General features: G+C 61.5%; 18 protein-coding genes and 1 other RNA gene. 8 read left to right on the top strand and 11 right to left on the bottom strand.

Translation table 11 applies throughout. The annotated features are described in order from the left end of the window. Positions 1 to 294: 294 nt before the first annotated feature. Together B5525_RS04855 and B5525_RS04860 are read left to right on the top strand one after the other, a co-directional pair. Positions 295 to 630: a hypothetical protein gene (locus B5525_RS04855; RefSeq protein WP_079564985.1), complete on the top strand. Its 336-nt coding sequence runs from the start codon at positions 295 to 297 to the stop codon at positions 628 to 630. Between the two features lie 92 nt (positions 631 to 722). After that, complete coding sequence (locus B5525_RS04860; protein ID WP_079564986.1) at positions 723 to 1,124, top strand: PTS sugar transporter subunit IIA; 402 nt, start codon at positions 723 to 725, stop codon at positions 1,122 to 1,124. A gap of 248 nt (positions 1,125 to 1,372) precedes the next feature. On the opposite strand, the gene B5525_RS04865 is transcribed toward B5525_RS04860, so the two are convergent. The 3 genes from B5525_RS04865 to B5525_RS04875 all read right to left on the bottom strand — a co-directional run bounded on the left by B5525_RS04865 (position 1,373) and on the right by B5525_RS04875 (position 5,971). Then, entirely contained in the window at positions 1,373 to 2,308 is a 936-nt protein-coding gene (locus B5525_RS04865; RefSeq protein ID WP_244567832.1) for an AraC family transcriptional regulator, read from the bottom strand. Positions 2,309 to 3,487: 1,179 nt separating this feature from the next. Then, positions 3,488 to 4,996 carry a serine hydrolase domain-containing protein gene (locus B5525_RS04870; protein WP_079564988.1) on the bottom strand — a complete coding sequence of 503 codons (1,509 nt, stop codon included), beginning with the start codon at positions 4,994 to 4,996 and terminating at the stop codon, positions 3,488 to 3,490. Positions 4,997 to 5,527: 531 nt separating this feature from the next. Further along, positions 5,528 to 5,971, bottom strand: coding sequence for a hypothetical protein (locus B5525_RS04875; protein ID WP_244567833.1), 444 nt, complete (start codon positions 5,969 to 5,971; stop codon positions 5,528 to 5,530). A gap of 428 nt (positions 5,972 to 6,399) precedes the next feature. Here B5525_RS04875 and B5525_RS43590 point away from each other — a divergent pair, with 428 nt between their 5' ends. Then, positions 6,400 to 6,780 carry a hypothetical protein gene (locus tag B5525_RS43590; protein ID WP_154073067.1) on the top strand — a complete coding sequence of 127 codons (381 nt, stop codon included), beginning with the start codon at positions 6,400 to 6,402 and terminating at the stop codon, positions 6,778 to 6,780. A gap of 57 nt (positions 6,781 to 6,837) precedes the next feature. Then, on the top strand, positions 6,838 to 7,875 hold the full coding sequence (locus B5525_RS04880) for an LLM class flavin-dependent oxidoreductase (protein WP_079564989.1): 1,038 nt from the start codon (positions 6,838 to 6,840) through the stop codon (positions 7,873 to 7,875). 162 nt (positions 7,876 to 8,037) lie between these two features. Here the strand turns inward: B5525_RS04880 and B5525_RS04885 are convergent, their stop codons facing one another. Further along, positions 8,038 to 8,379, bottom strand: coding sequence for a GcrA family cell cycle regulator (locus B5525_RS04885; protein ID WP_079564990.1), 342 nt, complete (start codon positions 8,377 to 8,379; stop codon positions 8,038 to 8,040). A 156-nt stretch (positions 8,380 to 8,535) separates the two neighbouring features. Further along, entirely contained in the window at positions 8,536 to 9,528 is a 993-nt protein-coding gene (locus B5525_RS04890) for an ABC transporter substrate-binding protein (protein WP_079564991.1), read from the bottom strand. A 347-nt stretch (positions 9,529 to 9,875) separates the two neighbouring features. Here B5525_RS04890 and B5525_RS04895 point away from each other — a divergent pair, with 347 nt between their 5' ends. Then, a complete protein-coding gene (locus B5525_RS04895; RefSeq protein ID WP_244567834.1) occupies positions 9,876 to 10,676 on the top strand; it encodes a tetratricopeptide repeat protein in 801 nt (266 codons plus the stop codon). 6 nt (positions 10,677 to 10,682) lie between these two features. On the opposite strand, the gene B5525_RS04900 is transcribed toward B5525_RS04895, so the two are convergent. From B5525_RS04900 to B5525_RS04925, 6 genes are all read right to left on the bottom strand, one after another. Beyond that, a complete protein-coding gene (locus B5525_RS04900) occupies positions 10,683 to 11,396 on the bottom strand; it encodes a hypothetical protein (RefSeq protein WP_079564993.1) in 714 nt (237 codons plus the stop codon). Between the two features lie 110 nt (positions 11,397 to 11,506). Further along, a complete protein-coding gene (locus tag B5525_RS04905; protein WP_079564994.1) occupies positions 11,507 to 12,331 on the bottom strand; it encodes a TIGR00282 family metallophosphoesterase in 825 nt (274 codons plus the stop codon). Position 12,332: 1 nt separating this feature from the next. Continuing rightward, positions 12,333 to 12,920, bottom strand: a complete 588-nt coding sequence (locus B5525_RS04910) for a 5-formyltetrahydrofolate cyclo-ligase (protein WP_079564995.1) — start codon at positions 12,918 to 12,920, stop codon at positions 12,333 to 12,335. A gap of 214 nt (positions 12,921 to 13,134) precedes the next feature. Next, a non-coding RNA gene (gene ssrS, locus B5525_RS04915) (6S RNA) lies at positions 13,135 to 13,295 on the bottom strand. Positions 13,296 to 13,349: 54 nt separating this feature from the next. Next, the gene (locus tag B5525_RS04920) at positions 13,350 to 13,733 is read right to left on the bottom strand and encodes a cell division protein ZapA (RefSeq protein WP_079564996.1); all 384 of its coding nucleotides are present in this window, start codon (positions 13,731 to 13,733) and stop codon (positions 13,350 to 13,352) included. Next, positions 13,730 to 14,050 carry a DUF4164 domain-containing protein gene (locus B5525_RS04925; RefSeq protein ID WP_079564997.1) on the bottom strand — a complete coding sequence of 107 codons (321 nt, stop codon included), beginning with the start codon at positions 14,048 to 14,050 and terminating at the stop codon, positions 13,730 to 13,732. Before B5525_RS04925 ends, B5525_RS04920 begins: the two co-directional genes overlap by 4 nt. Here B5525_RS04925 and B5525_RS43595 point away from each other — a divergent pair. From B5525_RS43595 to gap, 3 genes are all read left to right on the top strand, one after another. Further along, positions 14,049 to 14,351, top strand: a complete 303-nt coding sequence (locus B5525_RS43595) for a hypothetical protein (protein WP_154073068.1) — start codon at positions 14,049 to 14,051, stop codon at positions 14,349 to 14,351. The genes B5525_RS04925 and B5525_RS43595 overlap by 2 nt on opposite strands. Further along, the gene (tkt, locus tag B5525_RS04930) at positions 14,348 to 16,339 is read left to right on the top strand and encodes a transketolase (RefSeq protein ID WP_079564998.1); all 1,992 of its coding nucleotides are present in this window, start codon (positions 14,348 to 14,350) and stop codon (positions 16,337 to 16,339) included. The genes B5525_RS43595 and tkt overlap by 4 nt, the downstream gene beginning before the upstream one ends. Before the next feature lie 135 nt (positions 16,340 to 16,474). After that, on the top strand, positions 16,475 to 17,482 hold the full coding sequence (gene gap, locus B5525_RS04935; RefSeq protein WP_079564999.1) for a type I glyceraldehyde-3-phosphate dehydrogenase: 1,008 nt from the start codon (positions 16,475 to 16,477) through the stop codon (positions 17,480 to 17,482). The last annotated feature ends 48 nt before the right edge of the window (positions 17,483 to 17,530 follow it).

Consider the following 17,530-nt stretch of genomic DNA (forward strand, 5'->3'; position numbering starts at 1 on the left):
GACAGCAGTGTCGGCGATACATCGAGACCAAGCGATTTGGCAATTTTCAGATTTAGTACAAGCTCGAATTTGGTGGGCTGTCCGACTGGCAGGTCCGCGAGGCTTGGATCAGGCGTATACGCGCAACCCAAGGCGATATTGGCGCAGAATAGCAAATAATTGGCACGTTACAACAAGCGCATTTCTGACCTCTCTTGCTATATCTCCCTGCGATTCCAGCCTGCTGGCTCTCGGAGTGTACAATCGTGCTGCGGCGTTTGCAGTGCTCCCAACGCGTTTTAGGATTTCCAAGGTTTGATCAAGAACAACACGCCCGACAGGACGTTTACTGAACTGCGAATTGCGAGTGCTTACGTCAAACTCTCGCGCATTCCGGAGGACAGCTCAGAAGCGTCGGTTTCGCTCGCCTCGATTGGAACCCGCGAGATCAGCATGTTTCGAGGGCCGGAGGCCGGTTGTGACCGCATGCCACTGTTTTGGCTGGAGCTGTTCGATCACAGCACGAAAACTTCTATCGACAGCTTCAGTTGCCACGAGATCAAAGAAGCTGTGGCGATGTTCGATGATTTCATATCGCAGGCAGGTCGTTTGAACGGACCCGGGCCGGGCATTGCGGAAACGCAGAGCTGAATGAATTCTATACTTGGCTCGGGCTATCCGACCAGCACGATCGTCGCGGCCCCGGAGGGGGCCGTTCGACATCGATCGGGACCGAGTTTCCGATGATTGGTCTAGTGCTTGTGACCCACGGGCGCCTTGCCCACGAATTCAGCGCGGCGCTCGAACATATCATGGGCCGCCAAGAGCAAATGGAAGCCATCACAATGGGAGCCAACGATGACCCTGATTTGTGTCGAATGGCGATCATTGAGGCGGTGAATCGCGTCGATAGCGGTGACGGCGTTGCCATTCTCACCGACATGTTCGGTGGCACGCCGTCTAATTTTGCTATTTCTTGCATGAGCCGTCCAAATGTGGACGTGCTCGCAGGAATCAATCTTCCCATGCTGGTCAAGTTGGCGAAGGTGCGCCAGGACCGTTCCCTGCCGGAGACTATCGACATGGCCCAGGAGGCCGCTCGCAAGTACGTCACCATCGCCAGCAGCGTGCTTGCCCGCAAATGAGGAGGGACGCTCCAGAGGAGTCTCGTATCATGTGGCGGAACCCGACCATGACGCGAGACGATTTGCTTCTGCGAATTGTGGACTGCTGGGTTTGCGCTCTTTTCGGTGCGGCGCTCTGGGCACTATTGACGCTTTGACGGCTACGAGCCGAAATGTAGCTAGTATCCTGAATCTGAAGTTCGGCGGACTCCAGGGTTACGGACGAAAGAAACGACGCGAGGCCGATGTGAGTGCAAAGCGCCCTATGCTCACGGGGTTAAACGAAATTGGCGCGGCGTCATACCGGTCCAACGTTTGAACGCGTGGGTGAAAGAGCTGACCTCGCCATACCCCAACAGCCACGCTATTTCGGAAACCGGCAGATCGCGCTCGGCAAGATAACGCTTTGCAAGAGCAGCTCTTGTCTCATCCAATATTTCCGCAAACGCCACACCCTCATCGTGAAGCTTGCGTGACAGCGTTCGCCTGCTAAAGGCGAGCTTTTGGGCGACGTTCGATGCGCTGGCTTTGGCATGTGGGAGCAGCTGCGGCAAGACTCTCTCGACGGCCGATCGGATGGAGGCGCGCTCTTGCGGACAGTCGGCAAGCGCTTCTTCCGCGTATCGCAGTAGCATATCGTTCAAGTAGTTGTCAGAGCCGACAATGGGCAGGGATGCTACGGGTGCCGGAAAAATTATCTCGTCGCTAGCAGCGCCAAATTCAACATCGCATCCGAAAAAGCTCCTCATTTCCGCGGGCGTTTCCTCACGTCGATGTCTGATCCTCAAATGGCGCGGTGCCAGCCTGGTATCTGTCACTTGCCTGCAGATCCGCACCAACGTCACCAGCCAGAACTCGATCTGATGCCGGTCTGACTGCCTGTCGACGTCGACATAGTCGAGCGCTATTGCGGCCGCTCGATCGTCCAGCTTCACGTTAAGGCGGACGCCCTCATTCATTATCGTGCAGTATCGCTTACCGTTCAGCAGGGCATCGGCAAGTCGTTCCGATGATGCGATCACATAATAAACTAGCCCGATTTCGCGGAAATCGAAATTGCGAGCGAGGTGAAACCCGAGAAGTCCATCCTGAAGTTCTTCTGACGCCAGTTCGAGGATCCTGATTTGCTTGGGCACTTCAAGCCTTATGGCGTCATCGTTGACCTGCTCGGGCCTCGCCCCTACCTTGGCCAGAACGGCTGCCACGTCCTTGCCAAGCTCGCGCAGCCGCGCGCATGCGAGCCGTGCAATACCGCCGGTGGCGCTTGGTATCGAGCAAAATCCGTCGTGTGTTCCGGAGCGCATGAGTTGGCAGAACAGTTCGGTTCAGATTCCGCGACGAACTTAAGCCTAGGCGAATGTTAACGAGGGTCCAAGCGTCTTATGTCTGAATTGGGTCAAAACCGGTCCTGACGAAACGGAAACCGGATTCCGAAATACCCTTGAGAGCAGACATTCTCGGTGCTCGTCGGCATGTCTCAAAGGGTAGAGTCGAGGATGGGCGCGGTAGCTTGGGCCATTCGGCAACGCTCCGTTTCCCATCCCCGCTCATCGAACCGGACGTGCCCGATTAAGGCATCCGGCTCTCCGACTGGTTTCACCGTGAGGCACACAGAGAGCAAACTAACCGCACGCGGCTTCGGTGCGGTGAGTAACTCTCCTTCGCCCCTCGACACAGCAATCTCCGGCGGCTCCTGTCTTTGATGGTGTTTGCAGGCTCATCGCCAATCACCACGACCTAGCCATCTTCGAAAGCGCACCAGAAGTCGGGGCCCTTTCCTCAGCCAGCATTACCCGGCTTCAACGGTCATACGACCCCGTCCGACTCCCGCCATGGCCGCCGCCTTTCGCGACGTTGAGGCCGCTACCCTCGCCCTTGACGGGTCTCCCCCGATTACCCGAACCACCTTTCCGACGTGCCGTGCCCACTACCCCGGCGGATCAAGCGGGTGCGCGTGTCGATTGCTTCCCCGCTCATACAGCCTTCCCCAAATGGCAGGAGGGTCGGCATCCGCATTGTCACTTTCGAGGCCTGCTCAGGCTTCACTCACGTTACGGCCCGCCGGATTGCTCAACCGCCTAAAGCGGCCTTTGTCACGAGGCTCCAGCCCTGCCGGTTACCCGGCCGAACCGCTCGTCAGCTACCAGATCAATCGACAACTCTCTGGGTGGAATCTTCCTCCACTAGTGATCCGCGCCTTCGGGGCGCACTGCCAACAGCGGACGAGGCCCAAAATTGGAATGGGAGACTTTTTCGTCAGAGATCCAGCAGCGGTTCGCCTCGCGCCTCGTTTTGTGAACGTGAAGTCCTGTGGGGTAGAGGTCGGCGAGCCGCGACACGCCCAAGGCCGATTCGGTTGTCGCGTTAATCCACCTCTCCAACACTTATTTCTCAATAGGTGGATGGATTGTCTCGTTTTGTGCTTTTGGCACCGCCTCCATTAACAGCGCGAGCGCCTTGCTGAAGCCTGCGGCGCCGGCAGATTCGCCTCGGTAGTGCCCGAGACGCACCACGACGAGATCGTGCGAGGGAATCATCAGAGTCGTCTGCCCGCCAGCGCCCGACATGTAATAGGAATCGCGCGGGACTGGATATCGCCCGTCGCCGTTGAGCCAAAAGAAAGCTCCATAGATCGGCCGATTGTCCGCGGCCCAGGCCGGCGCAAGCGTGCTGACGAATTTGGTATAGCCCTCTGGGAGAATGCGCTCACCGTTCCAGACGCCACCCTGAAGAAAGAGGTTGCCAAGCCGCGCCCAGTCGCGCCCGGAGCCAACCTCATAACCTTGCCCCAAAAAATTTCCGAACGGATCAGTTTCGAGCACCATGGTACGGATGCCGAGCTTGTCGAACAGCACCCGCTGAGGAAATGAGAGATATTCGTCGCCGCTTTTTTCAACACCGAGCCGGATCAGATAGCTGATCAGGACCGGATCGGTGTTGTGATAGCGTCCGACGGTGTTGGGAGGCCATTGCAATGGCCGTGTCGCCGCGTAATGAAAGGAATCGATGCCGCCGGTATAAAGGTAAACGTGATCCGGATAAGGTCCCGTTGGGTCATAATCCGGGTCCTGGGGCGCCTTGATCCGAAGCCCGCTCGACATGTGAAGGATATCTGCAATGCGTATTTTGGCGCGCGGGTCGCCGGGCGTTTGCCATTCAGGGATCGGTGCCGGCTGGTCCAAATCATAGACGCCGTCTTTGACCAGAATCCCAAAGAGTGTTGCCGTAACGCTCTTGCCCATGGACCAGCCTTCGAGCGGCGTCTGCGCCGTAAGACCTTCCGCGTAGCGCTCGGCAATGAGCCGGCCTTTCCACGTCACAACGAACGCAGCGGTCAATCCTTCGGCCGGCTCGAACGCTGCATTCACGGCAGCTTTGAGCTTTTCGGCGTCGATCTCTGTCGGCAGTGGCTCCTGCGGTAGCATGTCGCCCATCGGCCACAGCTGGGTCGCGGGATCGGGCAATCGGCTATTAACGGCGACCGGCTTGAAATTCATGGCGCTCTCCCCTAACGGGAGTGTGACGCAACCTTGGCTCCCGAGATATGTGGCGGTACGAGTCACGCCATTAGGGAGCGTGACGTGGACCGCCTTGTTGGCGCGATCGATCACCGGCTTGCCGAGCTTCGCGCGCTCTCCGTAGGGCGCAGTGAAAAACCCGACATTTTCGGCCGCGAAATCGGGCGCAAGGCCGGTCATGAATACAGCTGAGCACATGACCTTTGCAAATCCGGCGGCATGATGCGTCAGGGGATCGCCTGGCGGCGGCACATAGGACGTATCGAGCTCAAACGATTTCGCACGGGCGATGAGCGTGTCTTTGGTGGGAGCCTGCGCGGCCGCCGCCGTAACGGTGAGGGCCACAAGAATCGACACCAGAAGATTCTTATTCATGATTGCCTCCCGCGGTAAACGGTAATCGTTTGGTCCAATTGCTGCGCATAGACACATCAATATGCCATAACGCGCATCTGGGTTAGAGTATGGGCCAGCACCGCGCATTATATCAGATCGGCGGGATCAGTCCGGGGCAGAAGAACGATTTCACAACCGCTCGGCCGTTGGCCAGGCCCGCGACTTCCGTTCCTGGTCAAATTCGTCACTTTGACCGAGCGCCGCTCACTTCCGGTCTTCGCCGATTAGCGGACATTGCCCAATGCAGTCGGCATGTCTCAAAGGTGCCATGAACGGAAATGCCCGGTCATTCGATAATCTTGCCGCGCGCAGTGATTGCCCCTCTCATGGCACAAAAAAAGCCCCCGCCGAAGCCGGGGCAAGATGTCAAGCGACAGGGGTATTGAATAGCACTAACCACGTTTCGCCGCGCCGGAATGGCGCAACCGTTCACCTCATATCAGATCAGCCCCACGATCACAGCAATGACCACGGGTGCGATGATCACAAGATACGGCCATAGCCGAAATATCACTTGGTCAATGTCTCGGCTGCGATCTTCTTCTTAAGTGTTTCGCAGGTGTCCCGAACCTCTGTTGTCATCAACGAGACGGCCTCGATCTGCAGGAAGTAACGCTTGCCCTGGTCGCGATAACCTGCGGCCAACTCCTTGATTTCGGCGACCACGTCATGGACGCCTGCCACCATCGCCTCGCATTTCTTGGCGGCTTCCTGTAGTTCTGTTCCGAGGGCCTCGATCTCCTTCACCGCCGCTTCGTATTCGCGCACCACGGCCTCGGCCGACAGCTTGCCAACCTCGTTGACGCCGTTGCGGTGCTCGACGTAGTCCGGCATCGGTGAGAGCGGCCGAACGGTGCCGCGCGGCCGATGTGGACCCACCGTGTTGTTGATTTCGCGCTCCAACTGGTCCAACGCAAATGGGGCACGGGTGAGGATTTCTGCACTAACACTCATACGGACGCTCCATAAGTTGTTACGACAAATGGAGTTTAGCAACGTCAATAGATTTGTCTCGCTTTTCCACAACTTTGAACAAAGGTATTGTGCACTGCACCACAGCAACCTTCCACATATGTCAAAGTTAGTTGCTGGCATTCCAAACCACAGCTCATCATGCCCACAGCGCCATTACGTCGTGGCCAGTGCTGCCTTCTCAACAGGATCGGCATGTCCGTTCGGTGCCAACTTCGGAGGCTTTTCAAGAATGACGTCTGCGACGCCAGTCGCGAGCATCTCTCGTTACAGACGTAACGCGATAATCCGGTAAGGCAATCGCGCTGCAATATTCTCGGTGCTTACTGAGCCTCGAAAGCCGGACGTGTGCGGTGGTGCGACCAGGCATGCATGCCAAGGGGGCAAACGAGCGCTAATGGAGGTTCGATATGTCTCGTCCAACGGATCAACTCGACAATTCGCATACCAAGCCCCTCCAGATGGAGCATCACGAACATATTAGTTCGGACCGATCACAAACTGACGGGCGGCCGGGAAACTCAGAGAGCCAGGCAAGGCAGTTCCTGCCGAACAGCCTGATCGCGAGCCAGCGAAAAGCCCGGTCGAGCCTGGTGCGAAGATTCGTTCAGGCCCAAGATGAGCGGGCGAAGCAACGCACCCGGCGCTGGCTCGGCAGAATCAATAACGAGCAGTTTTTAGGCTTTGGCCTGACACCGGAAGACATTGCCCTTCTGCGCGGCTCACGCAGTGCTGGCAAATTCGTTTCGACGCTTTTGTCCGTGCCTTCACCACCCGGTTCATGGTTTTAGAGCATGGGACTAACGACACATACTCTGTTACGCAATTCATAAATCTGGGAGGCGGCCTTGAAGCTCTCGCTGTTTTCCGTCCAGGACCATTATCCCGATGGCGCCCGCACCGTCCCCCAGTTCTACAAGCAAGTGATCGATCAAGCCGTGCTTGCAGAAGAACTGGGATATGCCGCGTTCTTTTCCGCGGAGCACCATTTTCATCCCTATGGCGTGGTTCCGAATCCCACCGCTTTGCTCTGCGCGATTGCCCAACGCACGACACGCATCAGACTCGGAACGGCAATCTCGATCCTTACATTTCACAATCCGAGAACGGCAGCCGAGATTTTTGCGATGGCGGATATCCTTAGCGATGGCCGTTTCGTGCTCGGCGCCGGCTCCGGCTATCTCAAACATGAGTTCGAAGGATTCGATGTCGACCCAGCTGAAAAACGCGATCGTTTCGACGAGTGCCTCGCAATCGTGGAGCGCCTTCTGTCTGGCGAAAGGGTGACCTGCCACGCCAAGTTTAACCGCCTGGACGTGGTGAAATTGAATGTCGAGCCGATCCAGAGGCCGGTGCCGCTTTACGTGGCCATTCTCCGCAAGGAGGCCGCCTACCACGTCGGCTTGCAGGGACGAGGACTTTTGACGGTGCCATACGGCTCGCTCGATCATGTCGACGAAATCGGTTCGCTGGTGTCGGAATTTCGCCGCGGCCGAACCGATGCTGGCAACGAGGCCGTCGCTCTTCCGCAAGCGCTTGGCGACAACGTCGTATGCCTCCATACCCATGTCGCCGAGACCGACGCCGCGGCACGCAAGGAGGCGAGCGGACCGTTTGACCTCTATGTCGAGACCCGGCTGTATGCGAAGAAAATGGTCTATGACGATATTCTCCGAAGCGGCATTCATCTTTTTGGGTCGGTCGAGACCGTCACGAAGAAGCTTTGCGCGCTCGCCGACATGGGCGTGGATCACGTCATGACCATGCAAAACTTTGGCAACATGGCGCCCGCCTACGTGACGAACTCGATGCGCCTGCTGGCGGAGCGGGTGATGCCTCAAGTTCGGCAGCGCCAAGCTAGCCGGTCGTTGCGGGGCGTCGCTTAGCAAATCCGGATGGCGCCGATGTTCGATGCGCGTGAATTGCGCAGAAGTTTGGCGGCGTTTGCAACAGTCGTCGCCATCGTCACGACGACCGATGGCAGATCAGATCATTGGAGTGAGCCGAGTCAAAATGCCCAGCGAAGCGCAACGATATCGCGGCGCCCGTCAGCCGGTATTCCTGACCGCTTCAGCCAGCATGGCGTAAAGCTGGCCCTTGGTGAATTCCTTGGTGAACTCCTTGGGCTGCCGCTTCGCGCGCTTGCGTGAAGACATCACCTTGTCCGCCGGGCGGGCACAGGCCGCCAGCTGCGATGGCCTCGTCTTCGGTTCTTGCCTGATCCTGGGTTTTGCGGTTGGCGGCTTGTGGCCGCGCTTCAGGCCCAGACGAGTGAGCTTGGCGCAGACCGCGTTACGGCTATATCCGAGACGGCGCGCGATCTGCTCGGCGCTCTGTCCCGACGTCCAGAGCTTTTGGAGCAGTGCTACTTCTTTCGCATCCCAACTCATGGGAGATACTTATACGCCGATTGCCGTCGCTAGGCTAGTCGTTGCTCGCAACACTGATCCTGTTGCCCGCCTCAGTGCCCGCTTGGTAAAAAACAAACTCTCGCGCGCCGGTCTGCTCGCACTCCTCCGAGCGGTTAGACCGCCAAAGCGGATCGCCTATTCGATCAGTTCGTCGGCAAGCGATAACAGGTTGGGTGGAATCTCCAGACCCAGCGCCTTCGCTGCCCTGAGATTGATGACGAGCTCGAATTTGGTGGGCTGCTCCACCGGAAGGGTGGCAGGCGACGCGCCTTTGAGAATCCTGTCGACATATTCCGCTGCCCGCCGGCTCAACTGACTCTGGTCCGTTCCATACGAGATCAATCCGCCGGCCTGCGCATATTCTCTCGGACCATAGATCGCGGGCAACCGAGCTTTGGCGGCGAGGTCGGTCGTTTGCCGGATGGCGCTCAACAGCACGGGATCCTCGAGCACCAGCATGCTGGCTGCCCCCGATCTGATCGCCGCGTCGATGGCCGCCGGTATCTGGTCGACGGTTCTTGCGTCGAGAACCGCGAACGGCAGTCCCATCGCGGTGGCGGCGGTCTTGATCTGCTGGAGTGCTAGCGCGGTGTAAGGGGTGTCGGAATTTCCCAGTACCGCAACGGGCTTTTTCCCGGGGATGAGGTCCTCGAGGAACTGCAGCTTCTTGGCGGCGATGTCGCTCGCCTGCCCGCTCATGCCGGTGACGTTTCCGCCTGGCTGACTCAGGCTCGCGACGAGGCCGGCGCCAACGGGATCTCCGACCGACGTGAAGACAATCGGGATGCTGTGGGTCGCGGCAATCGCAGCCTTCGGTGCGAGCGTGCCAAATCCCGTAATCAGCACGTCCGGACCGGCGCGGACGAGTTCCGCGGCGAGCTGGGGCAACCGTTCCGCCCGCCCATCGGCCGACCGGTAATCCCAGATCATGTTCTTGCTTTCGCGGTAGCCGAGCTCCTCCAGCCGTTGCAAGAGCGGCTTTGCGAAGGTCGAGTCCTCGCCGGCAAGCAAGGCGAGGTAAGCGATCCGGTATTGCCTGCCCGCCTGCTGCGCCCGAACCGCCAACGGCGGCAAGACCGGCAGAGCCGCCACACCACCGACAAGTCCGATAAACTGCCGCCGTCTCATACCGCCCCCGAGCAAGGATCATAAAACGTCATCCTAGCTTCCGAAGCGGGTTTTCTGAAGGGGTCTGACACCACGCCCGGCGGATCATGCGAGGGCGCGGCTCATTGGAGCCATTTGCGCCTTCGCGAAAGAGTGATTTTATGCAACACAGTTCTTCAGCTGCCGGTCGGTCTCGCGCGCCAAACGCTGGACCCAGCCATGCGGTGGCCCCTCTTCACGCGACTGTTGCTGGAGGCTTCTTTGACGCCTCCATTAGTCGCCGCGATGGACATCTGGATACAAGCCCCGTGCCGAAGCCTCCTTCTTTCTCGCCCACCAGCCGCGGACAACTTAATCCGCGCGCCCAATTGCTCGAACGCGCGGCGCTTGCGCTGCGGGCGCGACGGTTCGCCGAGGCCGAGCAACTCGCCGCTGAGGTCCTGAGGGCGAACCGGACCGACACCGCCGCCGCGTCGATGCTGGCCCGGGCTCTGCTCGCTCAGAACCGCGGTGAAGAGGCGATCGCGCCGCTCGAAAAGGCCGCGCGCCGCACTGGCGATCCGGATATCGAAATGCTGCTGGGGGCGGCGCTGGGCAGCGCCGGACGCCGCGAGGAGGCGATCGAACAATTGCGCCGCACCACGGCGCGGCGCCCGCCATTCCTGCCGGCCTTCCAGGAGCTCGCCGGCCAACTTGCCAAGGCCGGACGCGTCGACGAGGCCATCGCCGTGGTCGAAAGCGGCCTTGCATCGGCGCCGGAAGCCATCGATCTGCAATTGGACCTTGCGCGCCTGCACCTCTCCCGCAACGCGCGCAGCAAGGCGCGTGCGGTCCTTTTGAAGGCGCGCGAGTCAGCGCCCGGTCGCCCCGACATATTGACGGCGCTCGCGCGCGTGCTGCTGCTGGAGGGCGACTATGCCGCCGCCGCCGACGCCTACCGGCACGCGCTGGCGCACCGTCCTGACGATGCCATGACCCGCGCCGATCTCGCCGCATGCCTTCTGGAAATGGGTCAGCGCGACGCCGGCGAGGCCAATTTGCGTTCGGCGTTTCGCAGCGGACCCCAGCTACTCGGTCGAGCCACCCACGCACTCGCGGCTTCGTCGCACGGCCGTTTCTTCTTCCGCCCGAGCGCGGTTGCGAAATTCCTGCGGGGCGAGCCAGGCTGAGCCTGGTTACGCCCGGAATTTCCGCCGGTACAGTCCGGGCTCGAGACTGATCGCCTTCGTCAGTTCGTGCACCCGCTGCGTCTCCTCGGCGGTGAACGGCGCGGTCTGCGTGACCCAGTTTTCCCGCTTCACCGGCAGGCACTGCGCGACCGGCGTGCCCTTTGGCAGCACGCCGCTGAAATTCATGTCGTGCCAATGCGCCGGGAAATGAATCCAGCTGTTGCGAAAACGGTCGCAATCGACCATCCCGCTCAGCGTGGTGAATGGCAGATCAAAACGATTGAGCGGATGGGTGAACAACAGCGAATAGCCCTCCGGCGCCTCGATGCTCCACAAATTGAGAAACTTGATCAGGAGTCGGTCGGGCTCGAACAGCGGCGTGCCGGTGACCTGGCTTGCGTCGTGGAATCCGATCGGCGAACGCGGAAACTCGAGCGATCCGCCGGGCGGAAGGTCATTGTCCCAACTGATGGCGCCGTTCTCGACCCTGAGATCGCAGATCAGCGGCATCAGGAACCCGCTGGTCATGGCATCGACGAACGGCGGACAGCGCTTGACCGTATCCTCCTCGCGCATATTGACCGCGTTGAAGGCCTGCGTCGGCATCGCCTTCAGCCAGCCGGGAAGGCCTAATGTCGCCGGTATCGGCGGCGGAATCTTTCCCTCGAGTTCCGCCGGGCAGCGGAATTTGAGCGTCAGTGGTTCGTTGTTGTCGGACAAGGTTCTCGCTCTCGGTTGGCTTGCCGTTCCGCCGCTTCCACGCGCCGTCTAGCATGCTCCAGGGCGCTCGCGAAGGCAGCGGCGCTCGATCGCGTCCCTCAGGCCGCCGTCTACGTCACCCAAAACCGCGGCAGCGTCGGCTCCAGCCTTCCGCCGATCCGCACCGGCGCGATTTTCTGCGCGAGCCCGGTTGCGTCGTCGGTCTCGACCGCGACGCCGCTGAGCGTCGCCGCACCCAGCGCCGGCTCGAACCGGCCCGAGGGAATGCCCGTCGTAAAGCGCCGCAGCGGCTCTTCCTTCTGCATGCCGATGATCGAATCGTAATCGCCGGTCATGCCGGCATCGGTCATGTAGGCGGTGCCGCCGGGCAGGATCTGATGGTCGGCGGTCGGCACATGGGTGTGGGTGCCGACGACCAGCGAGGCGCGGCCGTCGCAGAAGAAGCCGATGCCCTGCTTTTCGCTGGAAGCCTCGCCATGGAAATCGACCACGATAGCGTCGGCGGCCTCGCGCAGCGGGCAGGCTTCGAGTTCGCGGTTGATGACGGCGAAGGGGTCGTCGAACGGCGTCATGAAGACGCGGCCGATGCCGTTAATGACGAGCGCGCGCCGGCCGTTCTTGGTATCGACCAGCGCGGTACCGCGGCCCGGCGTGCCCCTCGGAAAATTGGCGGGGCGAACCAGCCGCGGCGCGCGCTCGATGAACACCAGCGCCTCGCGCTGGTCCCAGGAATGATTGCCGAGCGTGACCGCGTCGGCGCCCGCATCGATGAATTCCTGGTAGATCGCTTCCGTGATGCCGAAGCCGCCGGCGGCATTCTCGCCGTTGACGATGACGAGATCGAGGCGGAAGTCGCGGATCAGGCCAGGCAGATGGTCGGAGATGGCGGTACGCCCGGCCCTGCCGACGACGTCGCCTACGAAAAGAATGCGCAACTCATGAACTCCGGAAATCGAACGCTTTCTTTTCCGTTAGCACATAATCCAGCGGCACGTCGTGCTGCAGTGCCGGCACCGTTGCCACTTCCTGGCCCGAGAAGGCGAGGCCGATGGCGGCAAAACCCCTCGATTTGTGCAGGTTCGCCAGCGTGCGGTCGTAATGCCCGGCGCCATAGCCGATTCGGTGGCCGCTGCGGTCGAACGCCGCCAGCGGCACCAGCACGATGTCAGGCACGACCTCGACTGCTGCCGGCGACGGCTCGAGAATGCCGAGCGATCCCGGCAGCAGCCTGTCGCCTTCATGCCAGATCCGAAACCGCAGCGACTGGCCGCGTTGCGTGATCACCGGCAACGCCAGCCGCGCGCCCTTGGCCGCGAGTGCCCGCATCAAGGGGGTCGGGTCAAGCTCGCTGCGAATCGGCGAATAGCCGGCCACGACGGCGCCGGCCACGAGTTCAACCGGCAACCCGCGCCGCGCGATGGCTTGCGCCGCGGCCGCGCGTTTGGTTTCGCTTAACGAATCGCGCACCGCCAGCGCGGCGGTACGAAGTTTGGCCTTTGATGGGGGCTCGGTGGTACGGGACATGCGGGCCACATTCACTGCCGCCGCCCGCTTCGCTCTCACCGCCCTCCTCGCTGTCATCGCCCGCGAAGGCGGGCGATCCAGTATTGCAGAGGCGCATGCGATAGAAGCGCGAAGCCGCGGCGTACTGGATACCCCGCTTTCGCGGGGTATGACGGGGAGTGCTGGGTGAGAAGCAACTCGGCAACACAGAAACAGGCAAGCAGAAAAACAAAAGTGCGAAGCCGCGATGGCCGTTGGAGCGCTCGATCCCGGAGTTCCCTACGAAAGTAGGTGGGCACCATATGACCGGATCCACGGACCCGGCCAGGGACAGTTCCCGGAAGGATCGATAAGGCCCCGGGGATATATGGCTCCTGACGCGCGACACAGCTTCGCAGGGCCAATGTAACCACGGTTATCCCAAACCGCCAGCGCTAACGCCCGGCTTGGTCAACCAATCGCGACCCCGCCGCCGATGGTGCGATTGAGCACCTGGGTGGTGCGTTCGATGCGGTCGGCAGCCGAATTGAGCGCGTTGGCCACCGCGACCTGCGTGGCACGGGCGCGATCGGCTGCGGCGGTGCGGACGCCGCGCAAGGCTTCGAGTTCTTCTTCGAGCTTGCGGATGTGCGGGCCGGTATCGAGCAATTCGTCGCACACCGTCAGCGCCGCCATCACGACCAGGCGCGCATCGCCGATCTCGCCGAACTTGCCGCGCAGGCTCTGGATGCGCGATTCGAGGCTCTCGGCGAGCTTCAACAGCCGAACCTCCTGGCCTTCCTCGCAGGCCATCCGGTATTGCCGGCCGTTGATGGTGACGTTGATGTGGCTCATGAATCTTCTCCGGCGTGGAGTACCGAACGGATGGTGCCGATCGCCGCGTCCAGCCGGTCGGCGATCTCGCGATTGACGCGCTCGAGCCGGCGCGATTTCACCAGCGAGCCGTCGAGTTCGTCGGCGAGCCGCGAGCGATCCGCACCCAAGGCCTGGATCCGGCTCGCCAGCTCGTTTTCGTCGCGATCGGCTTCGCGGCGCCGCTCGACCGCGCTTTCCAGCGCCTCGAGCGCTGCCATCAGCCGCCGCGTCGCGACGTCAATATCGGCCGATGAGGGCTCAATGTTGCCCGAACCGTTCGCGGGGCGATCACTCATGCGTCAACGCGCACCTCCAATTGAAGCCTGGACGAAGCAGCCGCACCCGGAAAATTACCGGTTCGGCAAGCGTTTAGACGATGAAATTTACGTGGCAAGCGAGGCAAGCGCAACGCCGGTTGCAAGCTATGCACCGCTAAGCAACTTTTCGGGCCCGAGCCGCGTTTCATTGCCTTGGACTCCCGGAACCGAGATGCTATCCAGCCTTGACTTCCCGTTGCCAACAACGCTTGCGCGGAGGCCGTTCGCCATGCGGCGGATCGCCACCAAACAGCTCATTTCAGGCGGATTTTCAACATGACGCGCGTCGATCATTCCCGCATGGCCAATGCGATCCGCGCACTGGCCATGGATGCTGTCGAAAAGGCGAATTCCGGCCATCCCGGCCTGCCGATGGGCGCCGCCGACGTCGCCACCGTGCTGTTCACGCAGTTTTTAAAGTTCGACGCGTCGGATCCCCGCTGGCCCGACCGCGACCGTTTCATTCTTTCGGCCGGGCACGGCTCGATGCTGCTCTATGCGCTGTTGTACCTGACCGGCAACAAGGACATGACGATCGAAGAGATCGAGAACTTCCGCCAGCTCGGCTCCAAGACCCCCGGTCACCCGGAGAATTTCATCACTTCCGGTGTCGAGACCACCACCGGCCCGCTCGGCCAGGGCGTCGCGTTCTCGGTCGGCTCCGCGCTGGCCGAGCGGCTGCTGGCGGCCGAATTCGGCGACGATATCGTCGACCACTACACCTACGTGCTGTGCTCCGACGGCGATCTGATGGAGGGCGTCAGCCATGAGGCGCTGGCGCTCGCCGGCCATTTGAAGCTCAGGAAGCTGATCTTCCTGTACGACGACAACGGCATCACCATCGACGGCCCGATCACGCTGACCGACGATGTCGACCAGGTGGCCCGCTTCAAGGCCCATGGCTGGGATGCGGTGCGAATCGACGGCCAAGACCAGAAGGCGATCGCCGCAGCGATCAGCCAGGCGCAGACCTCCGAACGTCCCTCGCTGATCGCCTGCAAGACCACGATCGGCTTCGGCGCTCCGCACAAGGCGGGCACCTCGAAGGCCCATGGCGAGGCGCTCGGCGCCGAAGAACTCGCCGGCGCCAAGAAGGCACTGGGCTGGAATTACGGCCCGTTCGAGGTCCCCGACGACGTGCTGGCCGCCTGGCGCAATGTCGGCAAGCAGGGCGCCAGCGCCAATGCCGACTGGCTCAGCCGCTTCGAGGCCAAGCCCGACGCGCTGCGCAGCGAATTCATGCGGCGGGTGATCGACCGCAAGCGTCCGGCCGTTCTCGCCGACGTCATCCGCAAGCTCAAGGACAGGCTGGTCGCCGAGCCGCCGACGGTCGCTACCCGCAAGGCGAGCGAGATGGCGCTCGAGGTGCTGGTGCCTGTGATGCCCGAACTGCTGCTCGGCTCGGCCGATCTGACGCCCTCCAACAACACCCGCACCAAGGGCCTGAAGGAAGTGACGCCGGACGATTACAGCGGCCGCTACATCCATTACGGCATCCGCGAGATGGGCATGGCGGCGGCCATGAACGGCCTCTCGGCCCATGGCGGCTTCGCGCCGGCCGGCGGGACCTTCCTGTGCTTCACCGATTATGCGCGGCCCTCGATGCGGATCGCGGCGCTGTCGCATACGTCGGTCGTCTACATCATGACCCATGATTCGATCGGGCTCGGCGAAGACGGCCCGACGCACCAGCCGGTCGAGCATCTCGTAGCCCTTCGCGCGATGCCCAACATGCGGGTGTTCCGCCCGGCGGACGCAGTGGAGACCGCCGAATGCTGGCAACTGGCGCTGGAGAACCTGACCGGTCCGACCGTGCTGGCGCTGTCGCGGCAGGCCCTGACCCCGGCACGGACCAAGGCCAGTGCCGATAATCTGTGCAGCAGCGGCGGTTACGAACTGATCGCGGCGCAGGGCGAGGCCAGGGTTTCGCTGTATGCCTCGGGCTCCGAGGTCGAGATCGCCGTCACCGCCCAGAAAGCGCTGGCCGGGCGCGGTATCGCGACGCGCGTGGTATCGGTGCCCTCGCTGGAACTGCTGCTGGCGCAGCCGGCGGACCGGCGCAAAGCGATCATCGGCGATGCCCCGGTCAAGATCGCGATCGAGGCAGCGGTGCGGTTCGGCTGGGACGCGGTGATCGGGCCGGACGGCGACTTCATCGGCATGCACTCTTTCGGCGCCAGCGGGCCGGCCAAGGCGCTGTACAAGCATTTCGGGATCACGGCCGACGCGGTGGTGGAGGCCGCGTCAAAGCGCCTGAACGGGAAGTAACCCTATCCGCGCGATCGGGATTATGATGCATTGCAACGATCATTCATTCAGGGCATGAAATAGCCCTAGAACGGCATAGGAAACGGCCAAACCGCCCGCAAAGAGCGGGATTTTGAACCTTTGAGGAGAAATAAAATGGCGATCCGGGTCGGAATCAACGGGTTTGGCCGCATCGGCCGCAACGTCCTGAGGGCCATCGCCGAGTCCGGCCGCAAGGATATCGAAGTGATCGGCATCAACGACCTCGGACCGGTCGAGACCAACGCCCATCTCTTGCGGTTTGATTCGGTGCACGGCCGCTTTCCCGGCACCGTGACGGTCGACGGCGATTCAATCAGCCTCGGCAACGGCAAGATCAAGGTTTCCGCCGAGCGCGATCCGTCCAGGCTGCCGTGGAAGGAACTCGGCGTCGACATCGCGCTGGAATGCACCGGCATCTTCACCGCCAAGGACAAGGCCTCCGCGCACCTGACCGCCGGGGCCAAGCGCGTGCTGGTTTCGGCGCCGGCCGACCATGCCGACGCGACTATCGTCTATGGCGTCAACCACGACAAGCTGAGCAAGGATCATCTGGTCGTCTCCAACGGCTCCTGCACCACCAACTGCCTTGCGCCGGTCGCAAAAGTGCTGAACGACACCGTCGGCATCGAGACCGGCTTCATGACCACGATCCATGCCTATACCGGCGACCAGCCGACGCTCGACACGCTGCACAAGGATCTCTATCGCGGCCGGGCGGCGGCGATGTCGATGATCCCGACCTCGACCGGCGCGGCCAAGGCGATCGGCCTGGTGTTGCCGGAACTGATGGGCAAGCTCGACGGCGTCTCGATCCGGGTGCCGACCCCGAACGTCTCGGTGATCGATCTCAAGATCGTCGCGACGCGCAAAACCACCAAGGAAGAAATCAACGAGGCGATGAAGCGCGCTGCAGAGCAGCAGCTCAAGGGCATCCTGGGCTTTACCATTTTTCCCAACGTCTCGATCGACTTCAACCACGACCCGCATTCCGCCACCTTCCACATGGACCAGACCAAGGTGCAGAACGGCACGCTGGTGCGGGTGATGGCGTGGTACGACAATGAATGGGGTTTTTCCAACCGCATGGCGGACACCGCCGTGGCGATGGGGAAACTGCTCTGATTTTGTGAGCTCATGGTTCGAGACGCGCGCCAAACGGCGCGCTCCTCG

Source organism: Bradyrhizobium erythrophlei, from assembly GCF_900129505.1.
GTDB classification, from domain to species: Bacteria; Pseudomonadota; Alphaproteobacteria; order Rhizobiales; family Xanthobacteraceae; genus Bradyrhizobium; species Bradyrhizobium erythrophlei_D.